This is a genomic window from Turicibacter sp. T129 (assembly GCF_025594975.1).
Lineage (GTDB): Bacteria > Bacillota_I > Bacilli_A > MOL361 > Turicibacteraceae > Turicibacter > Turicibacter bilis.
This window is the reverse complement of record NZ_JAMQUU010000008.1, coordinates 19,692-35,209: the sequence shown is the minus strand read 5'-3', so window position 1 is coordinate 35,209 and position 15,518 is coordinate 19,692. Positions and strand designations below refer to the sequence as shown.

General features: G+C 35.3%; 13 protein-coding genes, 1 pseudogene and 1 riboswitch. Of the genes and pseudogenes, 3 read left to right on the top strand and 11 right to left on the bottom strand.

Features of this window, described 5'->3' with window-relative positions:
- Positions 1 to 190 (bottom strand): annotated as a pseudogene (locus NEH75_RS00945) (hypothetical protein); the annotation flags it as partial.
- 873 nt (positions 191 to 1,063) lie between these two features.
- Positions 1,064 to 2,029, bottom strand: a complete 966-nt coding sequence (locus NEH75_RS00940; RefSeq protein ID WP_055242363.1) for an alpha/beta hydrolase — start codon at positions 2,027 to 2,029, stop codon at positions 1,064 to 1,066.
- 172 nt (positions 2,030 to 2,201) lie between these two features.
- Between NEH75_RS00940 and NEH75_RS00935 the strand changes: the two genes are divergently transcribed.
- Positions 2,202 to 2,363 carry a DUF1540 domain-containing protein gene (locus NEH75_RS00935; protein WP_070099817.1) on the top strand — a complete coding sequence of 54 codons (162 nt, stop codon included), beginning with the start codon at positions 2,202 to 2,204 and terminating at the stop codon, positions 2,361 to 2,363.
- A 976-nt stretch (positions 2,364 to 3,339) separates the two neighbouring features.
- On the opposite strand, the gene NEH75_RS00930 is transcribed toward NEH75_RS00935, so the two are convergent.
- Positions 3,340 to 3,660: a hypothetical protein gene (locus NEH75_RS00930; RefSeq protein WP_055306058.1), complete on the bottom strand. Its 321-nt coding sequence runs from the start codon at positions 3,658 to 3,660 to the stop codon at positions 3,340 to 3,342.
- 392 nt (positions 3,661 to 4,052) lie between these two features.
- On the opposite strand from NEH75_RS00930, the gene NEH75_RS00925 reads away from it, so the two are divergent.
- Positions 4,053 to 5,066, top strand: a complete 1,014-nt coding sequence (locus NEH75_RS00925) for a helix-turn-helix transcriptional regulator (protein WP_262941053.1) — start codon at positions 4,053 to 4,055, stop codon at positions 5,064 to 5,066.
- Between the two features lie 12 nt (positions 5,067 to 5,078).
- On the opposite strand, the gene NEH75_RS00920 is transcribed toward NEH75_RS00925, so the two are convergent.
- The 7 genes from NEH75_RS00920 to NEH75_RS00890 all read right to left on the bottom strand — a co-directional run bounded on the left by NEH75_RS00920 (position 5,079) and on the right by NEH75_RS00890 (position 12,291).
- A complete protein-coding gene (locus NEH75_RS00920; protein ID WP_055305787.1) occupies positions 5,079 to 6,347 on the bottom strand; it encodes an MFS transporter in 1,269 nt (422 codons plus the stop codon).
- Positions 6,348 to 6,366: 19 nt separating this feature from the next.
- A complete protein-coding gene (locus NEH75_RS00915) occupies positions 6,367 to 7,152 on the bottom strand; it encodes an ABC transporter ATP-binding protein (protein ID WP_055305786.1) in 786 nt (261 codons plus the stop codon).
- A 19-nt stretch (positions 7,153 to 7,171) separates the two neighbouring features.
- Positions 7,172 to 8,173, bottom strand: a complete 1,002-nt coding sequence (locus NEH75_RS00910; protein WP_055242373.1) for a FecCD family ABC transporter permease — start codon at positions 8,171 to 8,173, stop codon at positions 7,172 to 7,174.
- Positions 8,174 to 8,175: 2 nt separating this feature from the next.
- The gene (locus tag NEH75_RS00905) at positions 8,176 to 9,156 is read right to left on the bottom strand and encodes a FecCD family ABC transporter permease (protein ID WP_055242375.1); all 981 of its coding nucleotides are present in this window, start codon (positions 9,154 to 9,156) and stop codon (positions 8,176 to 8,178) included.
- Positions 9,149 to 10,093, bottom strand: coding sequence for an ABC transporter substrate-binding protein (locus NEH75_RS00900; protein WP_055305785.1), 945 nt, complete (start codon positions 10,091 to 10,093; stop codon positions 9,149 to 9,151). Before NEH75_RS00900 ends, NEH75_RS00905 begins: the two co-directional genes overlap by 8 nt.
- Positions 10,094 to 10,703: 610 nt before the next feature.
- Complete coding sequence (locus NEH75_RS00895) at positions 10,704 to 11,648, bottom strand: glycoside hydrolase family 43 protein (protein WP_055242379.1); 945 nt, start codon at positions 11,646 to 11,648, stop codon at positions 10,704 to 10,706.
- Between the two features lie 184 nt (positions 11,649 to 11,832).
- On the bottom strand, positions 11,833 to 12,291 hold the full coding sequence (locus tag NEH75_RS00890) for a DUF805 domain-containing protein (protein ID WP_055305784.1): 459 nt from the start codon (positions 12,289 to 12,291) through the stop codon (positions 11,833 to 11,835).
- A gap of 243 nt (positions 12,292 to 12,534) precedes the next feature.
- On the opposite strand from NEH75_RS00890, the gene NEH75_RS00885 reads away from it, so the two are divergent.
- Entirely contained in the window at positions 12,535 to 12,834 is a 300-nt protein-coding gene (locus NEH75_RS00885; RefSeq protein ID WP_147614372.1) for a hypothetical protein, read from the top strand.
- Positions 12,835 to 13,634: 800 nt separating this feature from the next.
- On the opposite strand, the gene rlmD is transcribed toward NEH75_RS00885, so the two are convergent.
- On the bottom strand, positions 13,635 to 15,029 hold the full coding sequence (gene rlmD, locus NEH75_RS00880) for a 23S rRNA (uracil(1939)-C(5))-methyltransferase RlmD (RefSeq protein ID WP_055242384.1): 1,395 nt from the start codon (positions 15,027 to 15,029) through the stop codon (positions 13,635 to 13,637).
- Between the two features lie 187 nt (positions 15,030 to 15,216).
- Positions 15,217 to 15,389: riboswitch (Lysine riboswitch) on the top strand.
- The last annotated feature ends 129 nt before the right edge of the window (positions 15,390 to 15,518 follow it).

Genomic DNA, 15,518 nt, shown 5'->3' with positions numbered 1-15,518 from the left:
ACTTAATTATATAATTCAGGACTGTTGCTGAAAAATCATTCAAGACTAACGGAAAATCAAAGTATGTTTGATAATCTTGAACTAAGTAATCAACTAATAACTGATCAGATTCACTTAACTTCTTTGATGAACATGCACCTAGTAATATTCCAACGCCTAGTAACATCCCCATCCATTTAAACCATCTCATTGTATATACCTCCATTTTCATATACCTTAATATCGGTTAATTCAATTCCAAATAACTAGCTACTCCTCTAAAAAGATAAACTTTCCTTTTGAGCACGTTAAATATATACATACCGATAAGTTTTTCATATCGTAGAAAATAACCCCTACTAGCGTAGGAAATCTCCTACCAGTTGAGAATATATTTTCTTCGAAAACTCCAGAGGTTCCAATCTCAAACTGGTTGATGAACTAAGGTTGATTTCAAAAATATGAAATATTTTTTAGTTTCTATGCGTCTTATTATATCCCTTATACCTCAAAAGATTTATCTTGAAAAAAGCCTAAATCATCAAATTTTTACGATATTCGGACCCTTCATCTCTACTTGCATTTTTGACACTCCGACTTTTCCTCTTGATATCCGAATAAAACCACACAGATAATCACTTCTATAACTTCTAAGATTACCTTCATGATCAACCTCCTTTATTCAGTTTCTATCTAAAAACAGATTAATTTTTTACATCCCTACATTCAGCCATTATGAACACTGCCTAATTATAAAAGCAATAAAATTGTTATTGATATCAAAAATAACTACTTATTATATAGTTTAAAGGTATATTCATCATAACCAGCCATCACTACTAACACAATCACTCGAAGAACTTCTATTAATCGTTTCATTGTATCATCTCCTTGCTCTTGATGTCTTCATAATACTGCTCCAGTCGATAATCTCCTATTTCAATACGTAACAATAATCTTGCAAATTTGTCACCTTCGATATTATTCCTATAAATTGGATATTTATTAAAAAAATTTACAAAAAAATTAATATAGCTGATTTTTTCATAATATAAATTTGGATTTTGGTATAAAAAAACCAGGATTATTTTCCTGGCTTCACATAGGTATTAATAAACTGATAAATTCCGTCAAAATATTCTTTCTCTATGAGACTATCCGCCTCACAGTGACCCAGTCCTTCAATATACCATAATTTCTTATTTTCATGCGGAATCGCATCATAAATATACTGACTACTTTCAGGAGGCGTCACTTTATCATCTGTTCCATGAATTAAAAGAACAGGAACACTAATATTTTTTACCGCATCAACAGGCTGAATATCATCATAAGTTAAATGTTCTTTTACCTTCAAGACAACATTCCCCGCCCATTTAGCAAAACTGACTGGTAAAAATGGAATATCTTCGGCAATAATTCCTAATTCAACAGCACTCTCCATCGTATGATATGGCGCATCTAGCACATAAAAATCAACATTTCGTGCTTCTTCATTTAACTCGGTATGCATGGTTGATGTTGCAGCTCCCATTGAAAATCCGTGTACACCGATAATTCCATCTCGATAAAGTGAACGAGTATACTGTGCAACAGCTTCTAAGTCAAAACGTTCATATAATCCAAACGTATAATTATCCCCACCTGTTAATCCCGTATTACGTTGATGATAAACGACGACATTATAACCATTTTCTAAGTAATTAAAAGCAACATTTAAGACTTCATGATAATTACTTCCGATTCCGTGTACAACGATCATCGCATCTGATGTTTCCTCGTTAGCTTTAATACTCAGTGTCTCAACTTCGTAATCATTAACTTCACTTTTAACAAATACCGTCTCATGTTCATAATTTGCAAGAGTATCTAACACTTTATCCTCTCGCGTCGAATAAAACTCTTTCATATCTTCTGCTTTCACAGATGGTTTCTTTCCAACGGTCCCATCATAGACCATTCCACCAATAATCCAAGTTGCAGCACCTAAAGCAGCTACTGTTGCCGTTGCGGCAATCCCAGATCCAATCACAACCTTCTTCTTTTTCATGACGTCACCTCATTACTTTTAACTTCAAATTATTTATTCTCATTATAACAGATATTATTTTGTTCTTCAAACTTTCTGAATTGTTAACTTTTTACACTCATATTCGACATTATCCTTCGTATACTATAATTGTTGTGACACACAACAAACTTCTAAGTCTGGAGGATTTGGTATGTTAGATAAAAATCCTAGTATCAAATGTAATGTCAGCAGTTGTAAATTTAACAATAAAAATAAACACTACTGCAAACTAGAGACAATTAAAGTTGGAACACATGAAAAAAATCCAACTCAAGTCGAATGTACAGATTGTCAATCATTTGAACTTGAATAACTTCATCCTCTCCTAATATCTTTTAGCTAGACCCATCGGTCTAGCTTTTCAATTTCCTGGGAAATAGGTTCCCTACGCTATGTGACTTTTTCGCAGAAAAAGGTCATAGCTTTCCTCCACTGGTAGGCTATGGGGCGGGGCCCCCACCGCTGAACAATGTGAAGCAAATCTTCCACTGGTGGGGCTAATTCAAAGTTATCACCTGATGCACTGTTAAATACGTACAGATGAATGTTTCCTCCTCTAGTAGGGCACAAGTTCAAAGTTATTACTTAATACACTGTTAAATAAATTCACAAAAATATTTCCTATTCTTATTAAATGATTCAAACTTCTTACATTATATATTCTTAAACAATAATTTTAACTATCTCCCTCTATACATATTTCGATAAAAAACGAATAAATACAAATCATAAGAGATATTATAAAATGCCTCTTACTTTTTATTCTTCCACACATGACTTAAAAAATACTAATCCTTATTTCTATATAACTTCTATACTTCTTTCTTTGTTACTTTACTGTTTTTTTCAAAATATTGCTACACTTCTATAGTTTAATCTATTGGGTTATTACCTGTTCATTAATGACCTTCTTTTCTATCCTATTCCATTAAGCATATTTTGTATCAATGAATATATAAGTCCAGATAAATTTTCTTGAGAGAAAATTTTTAGCTGAACTATAGGATGTCTTGATAGGTAAAATAGATCAGTATTTTTTATTTGCTACCTTAGATGTAAAATACTTTTCGGTTTATATATAGATAAAAAAACTCCACTCGTGTGAAGTTTTCCTACCGCTGTATAAATGATTAACTGATTTACAAAAGTCACTTCTTATATATAAGTCCAGATAAGTTTTTCACATGGCAAAAACTTTTATCTGGACTATAGGGAGCTTTCGTCTCAAAGCGGTTAAGCAACTAAGAATAATTCAAAATTATAAAATACATTTCTGTTTGTATATATATTTAAAAGAAAAATAATTGGATAATCCCTAAACTAATTGATAACGTGATAAAAATCTTTGCCAGTAATAATTTTTTCTTAAAGAAGCACCCCATTCCAATAAGACTTACTCCACCAATCAGCCATGCAATCATTTTTGAAATAATATAATTAGTTGGTAATGAACTAACGGATAAATATACAATATACCAACTAATTAAAAAACAAAGCCATACCATCACTTGATTAAAGCGTTCACGCTTTGCTATCCATAATAATGCCACACATATCAACGTCACCACAAACAAACTGATCATAAAAATCAATAAGATCCCTAGTGCCATCCACATTCCTCCTTAACACCTGTATTATAGCACACAAAACATTTATATTCTATGAATTACATTTTTAAAATTTCTCTTAATATCTGTGATATACTTCTACATATACGTCATCTCATTTTAAAGTTAATTATTAACTAATCTATTATAGGAACAGAGATATATCTTACCCCTCTACATCAGACTTATTTGATGAACCACTTATACCAAGGCATCCTATAGTGTGGGGGTCACCTACCATTTTCGAAGAAAATGTATCTACCGCTGGTAGGGCTTGGGTTCCCTACGCTACGTGGCTTAATTGAAGATTAAGCTCATAGCTTAGGCCTATTTTTTACGATGTAAAAAAACTTATCTAGATTTATATATTATATCAACAACAAGAGGTCATCTATATGCATAACTATGTTCAAACTGCACAACAATTCCGAGAAACAGTGTTAACTGAATTGAAATTCCTTCCAAACTCGGAAAAATACTGTACACTTTATACTGATCCTAATACGCCTAAAAATGGATATTTTCTATTATATGAACGTCCTGGGTACTACGATTTTGGTATTGCCGATTATACCATTGATCATCCTTTCTCGATTCAATTTAATAATCCACAACGTCTCGTCCGTTTTGGTACCGTGTATAAAGGAACGACAGAATTTCAATTAGATAATGAGCCGGTTTCTTCATTCAAACCTTCCTCATTCTTTGTCGTTGAACAAGGATTAAAGGGGAAGCAAATATGGAGTACAGGTCAACATTTTCACGGAGCCGAAATCACCATTTATGAGGATTATTTTACTGATATTATCCAACCATTACTAAAAACAGAACTTGACTTTGATTTATTCGTTAAAAACTATACGTATCATTATCTTCCACTAGAAGTTATTTCTATTATTCAAACGATGCAGACTCTTTCTAATAAAAATACACTCGATCCACTACAATTAGAAAGCTATATTCTACAATGCATTTCTATTATTATTCAAACAATTGAAGAATCGCCCAATAATACATTTACGAATCAATTAGATTATGGAAAAGTTCAAATTGGAACAGATCGTTACCTACACTTAAATGCTCAAGATATTCAAAGCATCCAAAAAGCTCATGACATCTTGAGCCGACAAATCGAACATCCACCGACAATCGAAACACTCAGTGAAATGGTTCTACTTCATCCACAAAAACTCAAAGCGGGGTTTTCCCATTACTATCATATGTCCATTGGTGAATTTACAACCTCTTTACGGATGTCAGTTGCAGCAAACCTTCTCTGTACAACTGATTTAAGAATTTCTGACATTGCCCAAAAAGTAGGCTACCTATATCCGAGTAACTTCATTAAAATGTTTCGACAAACCTTTGAATGTACCCCACTTCAATACCGAAATAATAGTAAAAAATAAAAACCAGTCAACTTACGCTGACTGGTTTTTATTATCTTCTTTAATTAATAATACATTCCAACGAACAAGTAATGTTACACCGAATACTAAAATAGCAGCAATGTAAATTAACCAATAAATATGCCCTGTTAAGACTTCAATTAATCCACCAAATAAAATTTGTCCAAGTGGGATACATAAAGTAGCAAATGCTGAACCAAACGCTAAAATTTTTCCTAACATTGAACTTTCAGTGGCTTGATATAAATAAGTCGCACTTAAAACATTAGCAATTCCAAGCACTCCCATGATTACCATTCCAAACACTGTAAACAAGGCCACACTAACTAACGCTGAGCTACGACCACCTTGGAATAAAAAGACAGACACTCCCATCATTGCCATTGAAATCGACGTTAAATAGAGTAAGCGATGCACGCGTTTAATGTGAAACTTCGCTGGCTTCCATGTAATAATGAGTCCACCTAGAATCATCCCTAGTGCAATCATTCCCTCAGCTAATCCATAAACTTCAGCCGATAATCCGAATGTCACCTTAATTAAATAAGGCGCTGCGACACTGAATACCGGAACCAAAAATAAATTATAAAACCCTGAGAATAAAAGCATACGGAACACAATCGGATTTTTATATCTTAAATACGTATAACTTTCTTTCATATCTGAAACAAAAGCCGAAGCAAAGGCTTCTTTTCCCTCTTTTTTCTCATGAGGAATATCTAAGAATAGCTCTAGTATCGCAGAGAATAAGAAACTCACCATATTCAACACAACAACCCCGGTAATCCCAAAGAATCCATATAACATCCCGGCAAAAATTGGGCCTAAGAAATTACTCAATGACGAAACTTGTTGAATAATCGCATTCGCACGAACTAAATTCTCATCGGCGACAATCACTGGAATACACGTGCTGACAACTGGTTGATAAATCGTTGAAATCGTTGATAACAAGACCATCACCGTTGCAATAATGAATACATGATCATTGCTATTAAACACAACACCTGCATAGGCCATTAATAAAACCGCACTTAATACATCTAAAAGGACCATTAACTTTTTCTTATCTCCACGATCCGCTAACATCCCGGCAATCGGTGAAATAAGGACGACTGGAATCATTGAAATCGCCAAAATCGTCGCAAAAACACTCGCTGATCCCGTTAAATCTAATAAGTACAAAGATAAAGCAAATCGTTGAATCGAACTACCAAATAAAGAAATGATTTGCCCCAATACTAAGATATTAAAATTTTTATCATACAACTTTTTCGACATAGCGTCTCCTTTTTAACCCTTACTTCTCAATATTAAAATCCACACAGATTGGATACTGCTTGCTCTCATCTAATTGTAAGGTTGCTTCAATACCATACAATGTACGTAAATTATCCTTTGTAATCACATCAAGTGGATGACCAGAAAACACGACCTGTCCATCCTTCACCCCAACTAAATAATCGGCAAATTTCGTCGCATTATTAAGTTCATGTAACACCATGACAATCGTGCGATTTTCTTCTTTATTTAACTTTTGTAATAACAATAAAATTTCTAATTGATGCGCCATATCTAAATAAGTTGTCGGCTCATCTAACACTAAGATTTCGGTATCTTGAGCCAGCGCCATCGCAATCCAAGCACGCTGACGTTGTCCACCTGATAAGCTATCCACCGGACGTTCTGCAAATTCAGCAATTCCAGTTACCTTCATCGCCCAATTCACCATCTCAACATCTTCTTGTTTTAAACCACCCATTGCACTTTGATAAGGGAATCGGCCATAAGACACTAATTCTTTCACTAAAAGACCTGAGGGAACAATTGGACTTTGTGGCAAGACAGCCATTTTCTTAGCAATCTCTTTTGGTGCTTGTTGTTGAATACTTACACAATTTAATTGGATTTCACCTTTTTTAGGTGTAATGATACGAGCAATGGTCTTTAATAACGTCGATTTTCCACAACCATTCGATCCAATAATCATCGTGATTTTTCCTTTAGGAATCTCTAAATTCATATTTTTAATAATATATTTTTGTTCATATGCCACATCTAAGTCTGTCACTTTAATAGCTTCCATCTTGTTCCTCCGACACTTCTTATTCTTTTAGCATTAAATAGATAAAATACGGTACCCCTACAATCGCAATTGTAATTCCAACTGGAATTTCAATTGGTGAGAAGACATTTCTTGAAATTGAATCTGCAAATAATACAATGATACAGCTAACGATAGCTGCCATTGGTATTTGTCTTCTATGAACCGGTCCCACTAAACGTTTCGCCACTTGTGGCCCTAATAATCCAAGAAAAGCAATATTTCCTGCAACAGATGTTGCTAAAGCGGCCAATGTAATCGCATAGATAAATAAAATCTTGCGCTCTTTTTCAACTTTCACCCCAAGGCCAATGGCAATTTCATCACCTAAATCTAATACGTCTAAAATCTTTGATTTCCAAATCGTTAATCCCAAGAAAATTAAAGCTAATGGAGTAATCAAATAGAAGAACTTCCAACTACTTCCCCACAAACTTCCGCTAATCCACGTTAACACTTGGTTATAATCACCTTGTGCCATATTTAATTGATATAACGAAATGAACGCATTAATCCCCACATTCACTCCAATTCCTGTCAGAATTAAACGAGTGGGTGAGACCCCTTTTTTATAACTTAAACGATAAATAAGTAGCCCACTTATCAAACTACCCACAATCGCGACAATCGGCATCACGAATAATGAGGCGTCTCCAATCGTACTATAATACGTCGTTTGCCCTGAAGAAATTAACAGAACAACTGCTAAAGCAGCCCCCGCATTAATTCCAATCATTCCAGGTTCAGCTAACTCATTTCGTGTCACACTTTGTAAAACACACCCTGATGTCGATAAACAAACCGCTACCACCATCGCAACGCAGATTCGAGGTAATCGAATATCAAAAATTGTCGTTGACTGAAGCTTAGATCCCCCACCAAATAAAGTACTCACCACTTCACCGATGGACATCGTATAACTTCCCCAACTAACCGCTAGTAAAAAGACAGCAACCAAAAGAAGACTCATGATGATACTGACGATCATTAAACGTTTTTTCAATCCTAACTCTCCTTTCTAACCATCCAAATAAATAAGGGCACACCAACTAATGACGTAAATAATCCAATCGGTGTTTCATACGGTTGATTCACTAATCGTGCGAGCACATCTGCCCAAATAACAAGCGTAGCCCCACATAAAAAAGACACCGGCATAATCACACGATAATCTTGCCCTAAAATTTTACGAACAATATGGGGGACAATTAAACCGACAAACGCAATATTTCCAGCCACAGCCACACACACCGCACACATCGGAATAATTAGCAACAATGTCTGCATTCGGATTCGCACGGGATTTTGTCCTAGCCCAATACAGACATCTTCACCTAAGTTGACAATATTAATTTTAGGCGCTAAAAAAAGGGAAATAATTGTCGCAATTCCGCCCACTATGATGACTAATTGAACACTCTCCCATGTCGTGGCACGAAAACCACCCGAAATCCAAAACGCTAAATTTTGTGACTTATTCGTTAGTAATGCGATAACGGTCGCCATTGAAATAAAGAACGTACTTAATGCCGTTCCGGCTAATAGTAAGCGCGACATATTCATATTTCGTGCACTTTTCATACTAAATCCAAGAACTAGCAATCCACTCACTAACGCTCCAATAAAAGCTGCTAACGTATTACCGAGTAGCCCATATAAACTAGAACTAGCACCTACTAAAGCAATCGCAAACGTTGCTCCTTGTGTAATTCCCATTAAAGATGGTTCCGCTACAGGGTTTCTTGTGACACCTTGCATCATGGCCCCTGTAATACCAAGAAGACCGCCTACAAAGGCGGTACAAATAACTCTTGGTATTCGAACATCTCTAACTAATTGCATATCTAAAACATCTTCGTAATGAAAGATACTATCCCATACAGTTTGCAAAGGAATACTCTTTGCACCTGCACAAATCGCAACAATTAGCCCGATTATTGCGAATAAGCTACACGATGTAACAAGAAAAACTAATTTCTTATTCATGCATGCTCGCTAATAAATTTTGTACTTCTTCAATGAACACTAAACGTCCAATTGGGCTATAACCTTGGTTAAAGTATGGACTTGCAGGTAATGTAACTACATTTCCTTCTTTCACAGCTTTCGTACCATTCCAAATACTGCTTGCTGTTAATGTTGCTAGATCTTCATCTGTTCCGATAGCAAAAATATAATCAGCATCGATTTCTGCTAACCCTTCAAGTGAAACAACTGGTAAGCTAATATTTTCTTGTTGAGGCATCCCAGCTGGTTTTGCTAATCCCATATCATTATATAAAATTGATCCAATACCAGCTTGGTCGAAGATAAATAAGCTTCCTGCACTTGCTAAAAATGATAAATATGAACTATCTTCTCCATAAGTTGCCTTAATTTGTTTTCCAACTTCTTCAGCTTTGGCTAAATAGTCATTAATCCATGCTGTCGCTGCTTCTTCTTTACCGAATACTTTTGCAACGTGCATGAAATCTTCTTTCCAATCTACTTGCTTCATTTCAACCATGACAACTGGTGCAATTTTTGATAATTGATCATACATTTTCTCTTGAACCGTTGAGATTACAATTAAATCAGGTTCTAAAGCAATAATCGCTTCAACATCCATTTCAGCTAACATGCTATAACCTAAAATTTGTGCATCACCTAACACATCTTCTAAATAAGTAGGGAATTTCGTATAATCATAACCATCACTATTTGCTGTTCCGATGACGTCATATCCTAAAATAGATAAAATATCACTTGCTCCACTAATATCAACAATACGTTTTGGATTGACCGGGATTTCAACTTCACCTTTTACATCCGTTACCGTACGCATTTCAACATTTACATCTGAACCTTTATCACTGCTAGAACATCCTACAAGCCCTAACATTAAAACAAAAACACTAGTTAATAATAAAACTGTCTTTTTCATATTAACGCTCCTTTTTTATTTCTTATAAACTTTATAGTTAGCACCCGCTAACTGATAAGAGAATTATACAAAATAAGCTTCTTGCAGACAAGTTTTTCACCTTTTTTAATTATTTTATCATCTTATATAATTATTATTCTTTTATTACACGAATAAATTTACTATTAGTATGTCCTAACTTCCAGTTATCTTTCATCTGCAATAAAAAAAAGGTGTAAGAAATTATCCTACACCTTTCTATATATAAAGTAAAAAATAATCTAGATATTTCAATTCATACTTAGTTCTTAAAATACTTTGATAGTGGGTCACCTATGCTACGGAGTGAGTTTACGAACTCGTAGCTTTCCTCCGCTGATAGGGTTTGGGTCACCTACCATTTCCAACGGAAATGTATCCTCCACTAGTAGGGAATGGGTCACCTATGCTACGTAACGAAGTTCGTAGCTTTCCTCCGCTGATAGGGTTTGGGTTCCCTGGCATTTTCAAAGAAAATGTATCCTCAATTGCTAGGGCTTGGTTCACCTAGAAGATTGTCAAAGATAATCTAATCCTCAACTAATAGGGCCTTAATTTTCACTATAGAAAATTTGTTGCAACTTATATATTTTTATTCTTGATCCCACTGATGATTTTTAATCCGCTCATACTCTTCCATGGTAATTGTTAAAATTGTTCCATGCTTAAATCCATATGGAAAACTAAATGACGCATCCGAACGGACAAATTTTCCTTCATCAATATTCTCTGAAATAAATGGGACATAGCCTTGTCCCGCTCCACGAACACCGTAATAGTCTAAGAATAAGCACCACTTCCCATTTTCTAAACGTACAGCCGTCGGCGCCTCATAAACATGTGGCGCTAAATCAGCCATACACTCATCAAATGCTTTAATGCGCGTATACGGTCCTGTAGCATGATCTGACTTTAACAATAAATTCTTAGCAGGTTTGTCCTCACTCTTTACAAACATATAGTACGTTCCATTATCTTCATAAATAGCAGAATCAATCACACCACTATCCTCTTTACGATATAACACCTCAGGTTTTGAGAAAGTCTCAAAATCTTTCGTACAACTATAATAAATCCCTTTGAATCCATTTGAATAATCTTTATGTAGCGAAGACCAATGAATGACATAATCCTCATTTTCTGAATCAAAAATAATATCTGGTGCCCATAGACATCCGAAATTTTCATCTACAAGTTTCACTAAACGTTGTTCCGACCAATTCACTAAGTCATCAGATTCCCATACCGAGAAATTTTTACTGCCGTTAACCGAAATCTCATACCAAGAATTATGATACTGATTGCGCATCCCATAAGCTAAACTTAAATCTGTCGCAAAAATATAAAACTTTCCATTATCTTTACGACGCGTAATTGTAAAATCGCGAACGCCCTTATCACCATAATAAGCCCACAAAACAGGGCGCCCATTGTTCACTTCCTCCCAATGGAATCCATCTTTACTCAAACCAAAATAAACTTGCTCACCATCTGGTGTCGCCTTTTCTCTAAAATGGACAAATAAATACGCTTGCATCTTCCACTTTCCCCTCTCATTAACGAATGAATCACACATCAGCCTACAAGTTTAGTCCCCTCTCTTACAACACTTGCATGTTAATCAAATACAACCATATATTATCATTATAACCTTATTTTTAAAAGCACTTTCAAATAAAAAAAGGAGTTTAATTCTAAAAATTTTCAACTCCTAAATGCTTTTATTCCTCAGCTTGTTTTAAAAAGTGATTCGTTGGAAGAAGCGTAATAATCAGCATAACAATACTAACTAATAAGCCAATAACTGACCAAACTAGTCCACTTGTTGTCCACTCAATAACGAGATTAACCACATACAAACCAACAAACCACCAACCTGATAATCCCGTATCATGATAGCGACGAACGGATAAACTCAATGACGGGATAAGAGCTGCTAAACTATAAATAGCTAACAAACCTCCAAACAATGAGACAAAAACAGTACTCGCAGAAAAACCATCCCCATAACTAACGGCAGATGCCATCATGCCAACAAAAGAAAGACCTAATCCAAATCCTAAAACGGCACCAATAATCACATTCCAAAGAACAACAAACCAAAACTCACGTCTTGATGCACGACCAGTAAAATTAAAGTAATTCTTCCAAAAAGCCTTATAAGCTCCTACAAATGTCATCCTAATCCCTCCTAAAACCACATTAAAATCTAACTACAATATATATTCTATGTTTTCATCATCAAAACGTTCCCTCCACTCCTCCCTTTTAATAAAAAAACAAATTTACATCAAATGTGATACTATCCCATGAATAAAATAATCCTTTATCATAGAGCTCTTAAAATTACAGATTTTTTCAATAGGCTTTTATCCTCACTAATGTTCATATACTATGTTAGCAATACTATTATCATAAAGAGAGTGAATATTATTCTATCCGGTAATTACGATACACTTTTAAACTTTGATGCATTTGCTGGAATAAGCAGTTATAAGTATGGATTCACAGACAGTGAATTTTTAGCCTTTATTGCCGATTTAGATCCTACTGAGTACATTCTAGTCATCACCGTCGTAACTATTTTAATTAATATCAATTTAAATATCTTTGAGCAATATGTCGTTTCTGGAGCCCTCCTTGATATCGCTGTCACTAGTCAGAATATGGTTCAACAAAGAGGATTCCAATTAGCTCGCCAAGGAGAAGCCGTGAGTCAATAACGAAGTGAATATCGACAAGAAAACTTTGACAACCTTTATAGTGAAATAGATAGACTAACGGAAGAATTAAACCAACTAAAATCAAAGATATTCCCTCAACAAACCGATTAGTATTAAAAAATAATACAACACTTTTTTATAAATTCAATTTACTTCCTACTTAATATCAATACAAATCCCTTCCTAGTTGATTTACCGTTATACGTTTTCCATATTATCCCAAAAACAAGCGCCACAAAATCTTAGTATGCATCTTTCTAACTATGATCCCCTCACTTCAAGTACTAGTGCCTATCATTTTCTTTCTCTTTTTACCTCCCCTTATACTAAGACCGACACCCGATCTATCAAAGCCCCTCTATCTCTACCAAAACATTCGAATTATATTTAAACCTTATTGATAGATTCTCTTATATCCAGTTGACCCATTGTCACCTGTTTTGCCACGTTATCTCAAAAAAAACAAGTGCTACAAAATCTTAGCATGCATCTTTCTAACCACGATAACCTCAGTTCAATTGCTAGTATCTGTTCATCTCACTAAAGAAGTTTTAAAATAAAATTGAGGCGATGACAGGGAGAGCGAATCAATGGGATTAGGGGTGAGCTTGCTCACCTACTAATAAGAATAGCCCATCGGTAGAAGCTCTCCCTTATAATATCGCCTCATAGATTTTCTTATTTTAAAACCATCTACTGTTCTTGTCGATCAATGTACAACGCTAGCCACTTGACCTGATACCCTCCCTGTGCATCTTAGTATAAAAAAAGACAGCATCTTAAAGATACTGTCTAAATTCTTAGCGTTGTTTTTTAGCTGGGCGGTCTTGGCGAACTAAGCGCACAACGGCTTCAACATGAGACGTTTGTGGGAACATATCCACTGGTTGAATATAGTCCACACGGTACTTCTTCGTTAATTCTTTTAAATTCTTAGCTAACGTCGATGGATTACATGACACATACACAATCGTTTTTGGTTGCACACGTTTTAACATCTCGATTAGCTCAGTTCCTAATCCTGTACGAGGAGGATCCACAATCACGACATCTGGTTTAAATCCTTCATTCGCCCATTTCGGTACGATTTGTTCTGCTTTACCAACGGCATAATATGTATTTGTTAAACCATTTAATTTTGCATTTTCTTTCGCATCCGCAATGGCTTGACGTGTAATATCCACCCCACGTACTTCACTTGCTTTATCTGCAACCCATTGACCGATTGTTCCAACACCACAGTAAGCATCAACCACTTTTTCGTTTCCTTTTAAAGCAGCTGCATATTTGACTTGGTTGTATAATTTAATCGTTTGTTCTGGGTTTAACTGATAGAACGCGCGTGGAGATAAATTGAACTTGAAGCGTCCTAATTCATCTGAAATGAATTTTTCTCCAGCGATGTGCTTCATTTCTTTTCCGAAGATTTCATGCGTATCTTCGTTGTTAATATTTAAATAAACTGATTTAACATCTGGGCAATATTTCATTAAGTCTTTCGCTAAAGCATTCATTTTTCTGAACTCGTTATTAGCGAATACGAATGTCACCTGGACCTCACCTGTTTTAAATCCACGACGAACGACAATATAGCGTGCCGTTCCTTTTTTCGTTTTAGGTGCGTAAGCGAACACTTTGTAATCATCTAATAAATCAACCGCATGATTGATGACTGTGTTAATTTCTTCATATTGAACATCACAATCTGTTACATTCACTAATTCACGTGAATTCATGCTGTAGAATCCAACCATAACCCCATCTTCGTCATATCCAACTGGCATTTGAGCGCGATTGCGGTAGTTATACGGATCTTTCATTCCGATCGTTGGACGGATATCACATTCTTCAGGATCTAAATTCGTATAACGTTCAATCGCTTGTGAAACGGCATCACGTTTAATACGAAGTTGCTCTTGATAAGACATATGTTGTAATTGACATCCACCACATTGTCCATAAACTTCACATGCGGGTTGCACACGGTGCTTTGATTTACGTTTCACACGTACCAGTTCCGCTTCCGCGTAACCACCTGCCACACGCGTACAAGTCGCAACCACTTCTTCACCCACTAACGTTCCTGGAATAAAGACCGCTTGTTTTTTATAATATCCGATTCCCTCACCGTTAATTCCGATGCGTTTAATCGTCACTAAAAATTCTTGACCAACCTTTAAAGGTGACATATTCATCTATTAAAACCTCCAATGCTTTGTTAAGCTATCCTTTATCTTACCACATTCCCTGTCATTTTACATCGAAATCCCTATATTTCATGATAACTTTCACATATTGATTTGATTATTTTGGTGGCCAATGCTTGACTTTTTTATAAAAGATGCTAAAATAGGCTTAATTGAATATGTCTCTTGTTCTCTTTGATGAGTTAGAGGTGCGTGTCCAATGAGTAGGAATTTCGAGAGTGACGTCGATGACAAATTCTAAAAGGTGTCCACGCCGAAGTCTTGTTTGTGTCAACCAAACTTGTGCTGGTGTTATGTTGAATAAATTTAACACTGTCACTACAATTGTGGTGGAGGACTAATGATCGGAGAGTTAAATAATACTTGTCATCTATCGTCTAATAACCTTAGACTTTTTAGAGCCATGTATGAGTTTAACTCTGCATGGCTCTTTTTTCTTTATCAAAAGAACAGCTTCTTATTCAATTGCACTAACAA

Bases quoted from the DNA above. Each gene is read 5' to 3' on its own strand.
- NEH75_RS00940 (WP_055242363.1), bottom strand. From the start codon at position 2,029: ATGAAAAAGAAGAAGGTTGTGATTGGATCTGGGATTGCCGCAACGGCA.
- NEH75_RS00935 (WP_070099817.1), top strand. From the start codon at position 2,202: ATGTTAGATAAAAATCCTAGTATCAAATGTAATGTCAGCAGTTGTAAA.
- NEH75_RS00930 (WP_055306058.1), bottom strand. From the start codon at position 3,660: ATGGCACTAGGGATCTTATTGATTTTTATGATCAGTTTGTTTGTGGTG.
- NEH75_RS00925 (WP_262941053.1), top strand. From the start codon at position 4,053: ATGCATAACTATGTTCAAACTGCACAACAATTCCGAGAAACAGTGTTA.
- NEH75_RS00920 (WP_055305787.1), bottom strand. From the start codon at position 6,347: ATGTCGAAAAAGTTGTATGATAAAAATTTTAATATCTTAGTATTGGGG.
- NEH75_RS00915 (WP_055305786.1), bottom strand. From the start codon at position 7,152: ATGGAAGCTATTAAAGTGACAGACTTAGATGTGGCATATGAACAAAAA.
- NEH75_RS00905 (WP_055242375.1), bottom strand. From the start codon at position 9,156: ATGAATAAGAAATTAGTTTTTCTTGTTACATCGTGTAGCTTATTCGCA.
- NEH75_RS00900 (WP_055305785.1), bottom strand. From the start codon at position 10,093: ATGAAAAAGACAGTTTTATTATTAACTAGTGTTTTTGTTTTAATGTTA.
- NEH75_RS00895 (WP_055242379.1), bottom strand. From the start codon at position 11,648: ATGCAAGCGTATTTATTTGTCCATTTTAGAGAAAAGGCGACACCAGAT.
- NEH75_RS00890 (WP_055305784.1), bottom strand. From the start codon at position 12,291: ATGACATTTGTAGGAGCTTATAAGGCTTTTTGGAAGAATTACTTTAAT.
- rlmD (WP_055242384.1), bottom strand. From the start codon at position 15,029: ATGAATATGTCACCTTTAAAGGTTGGTCAAGAATTTTTAGTGACGATT.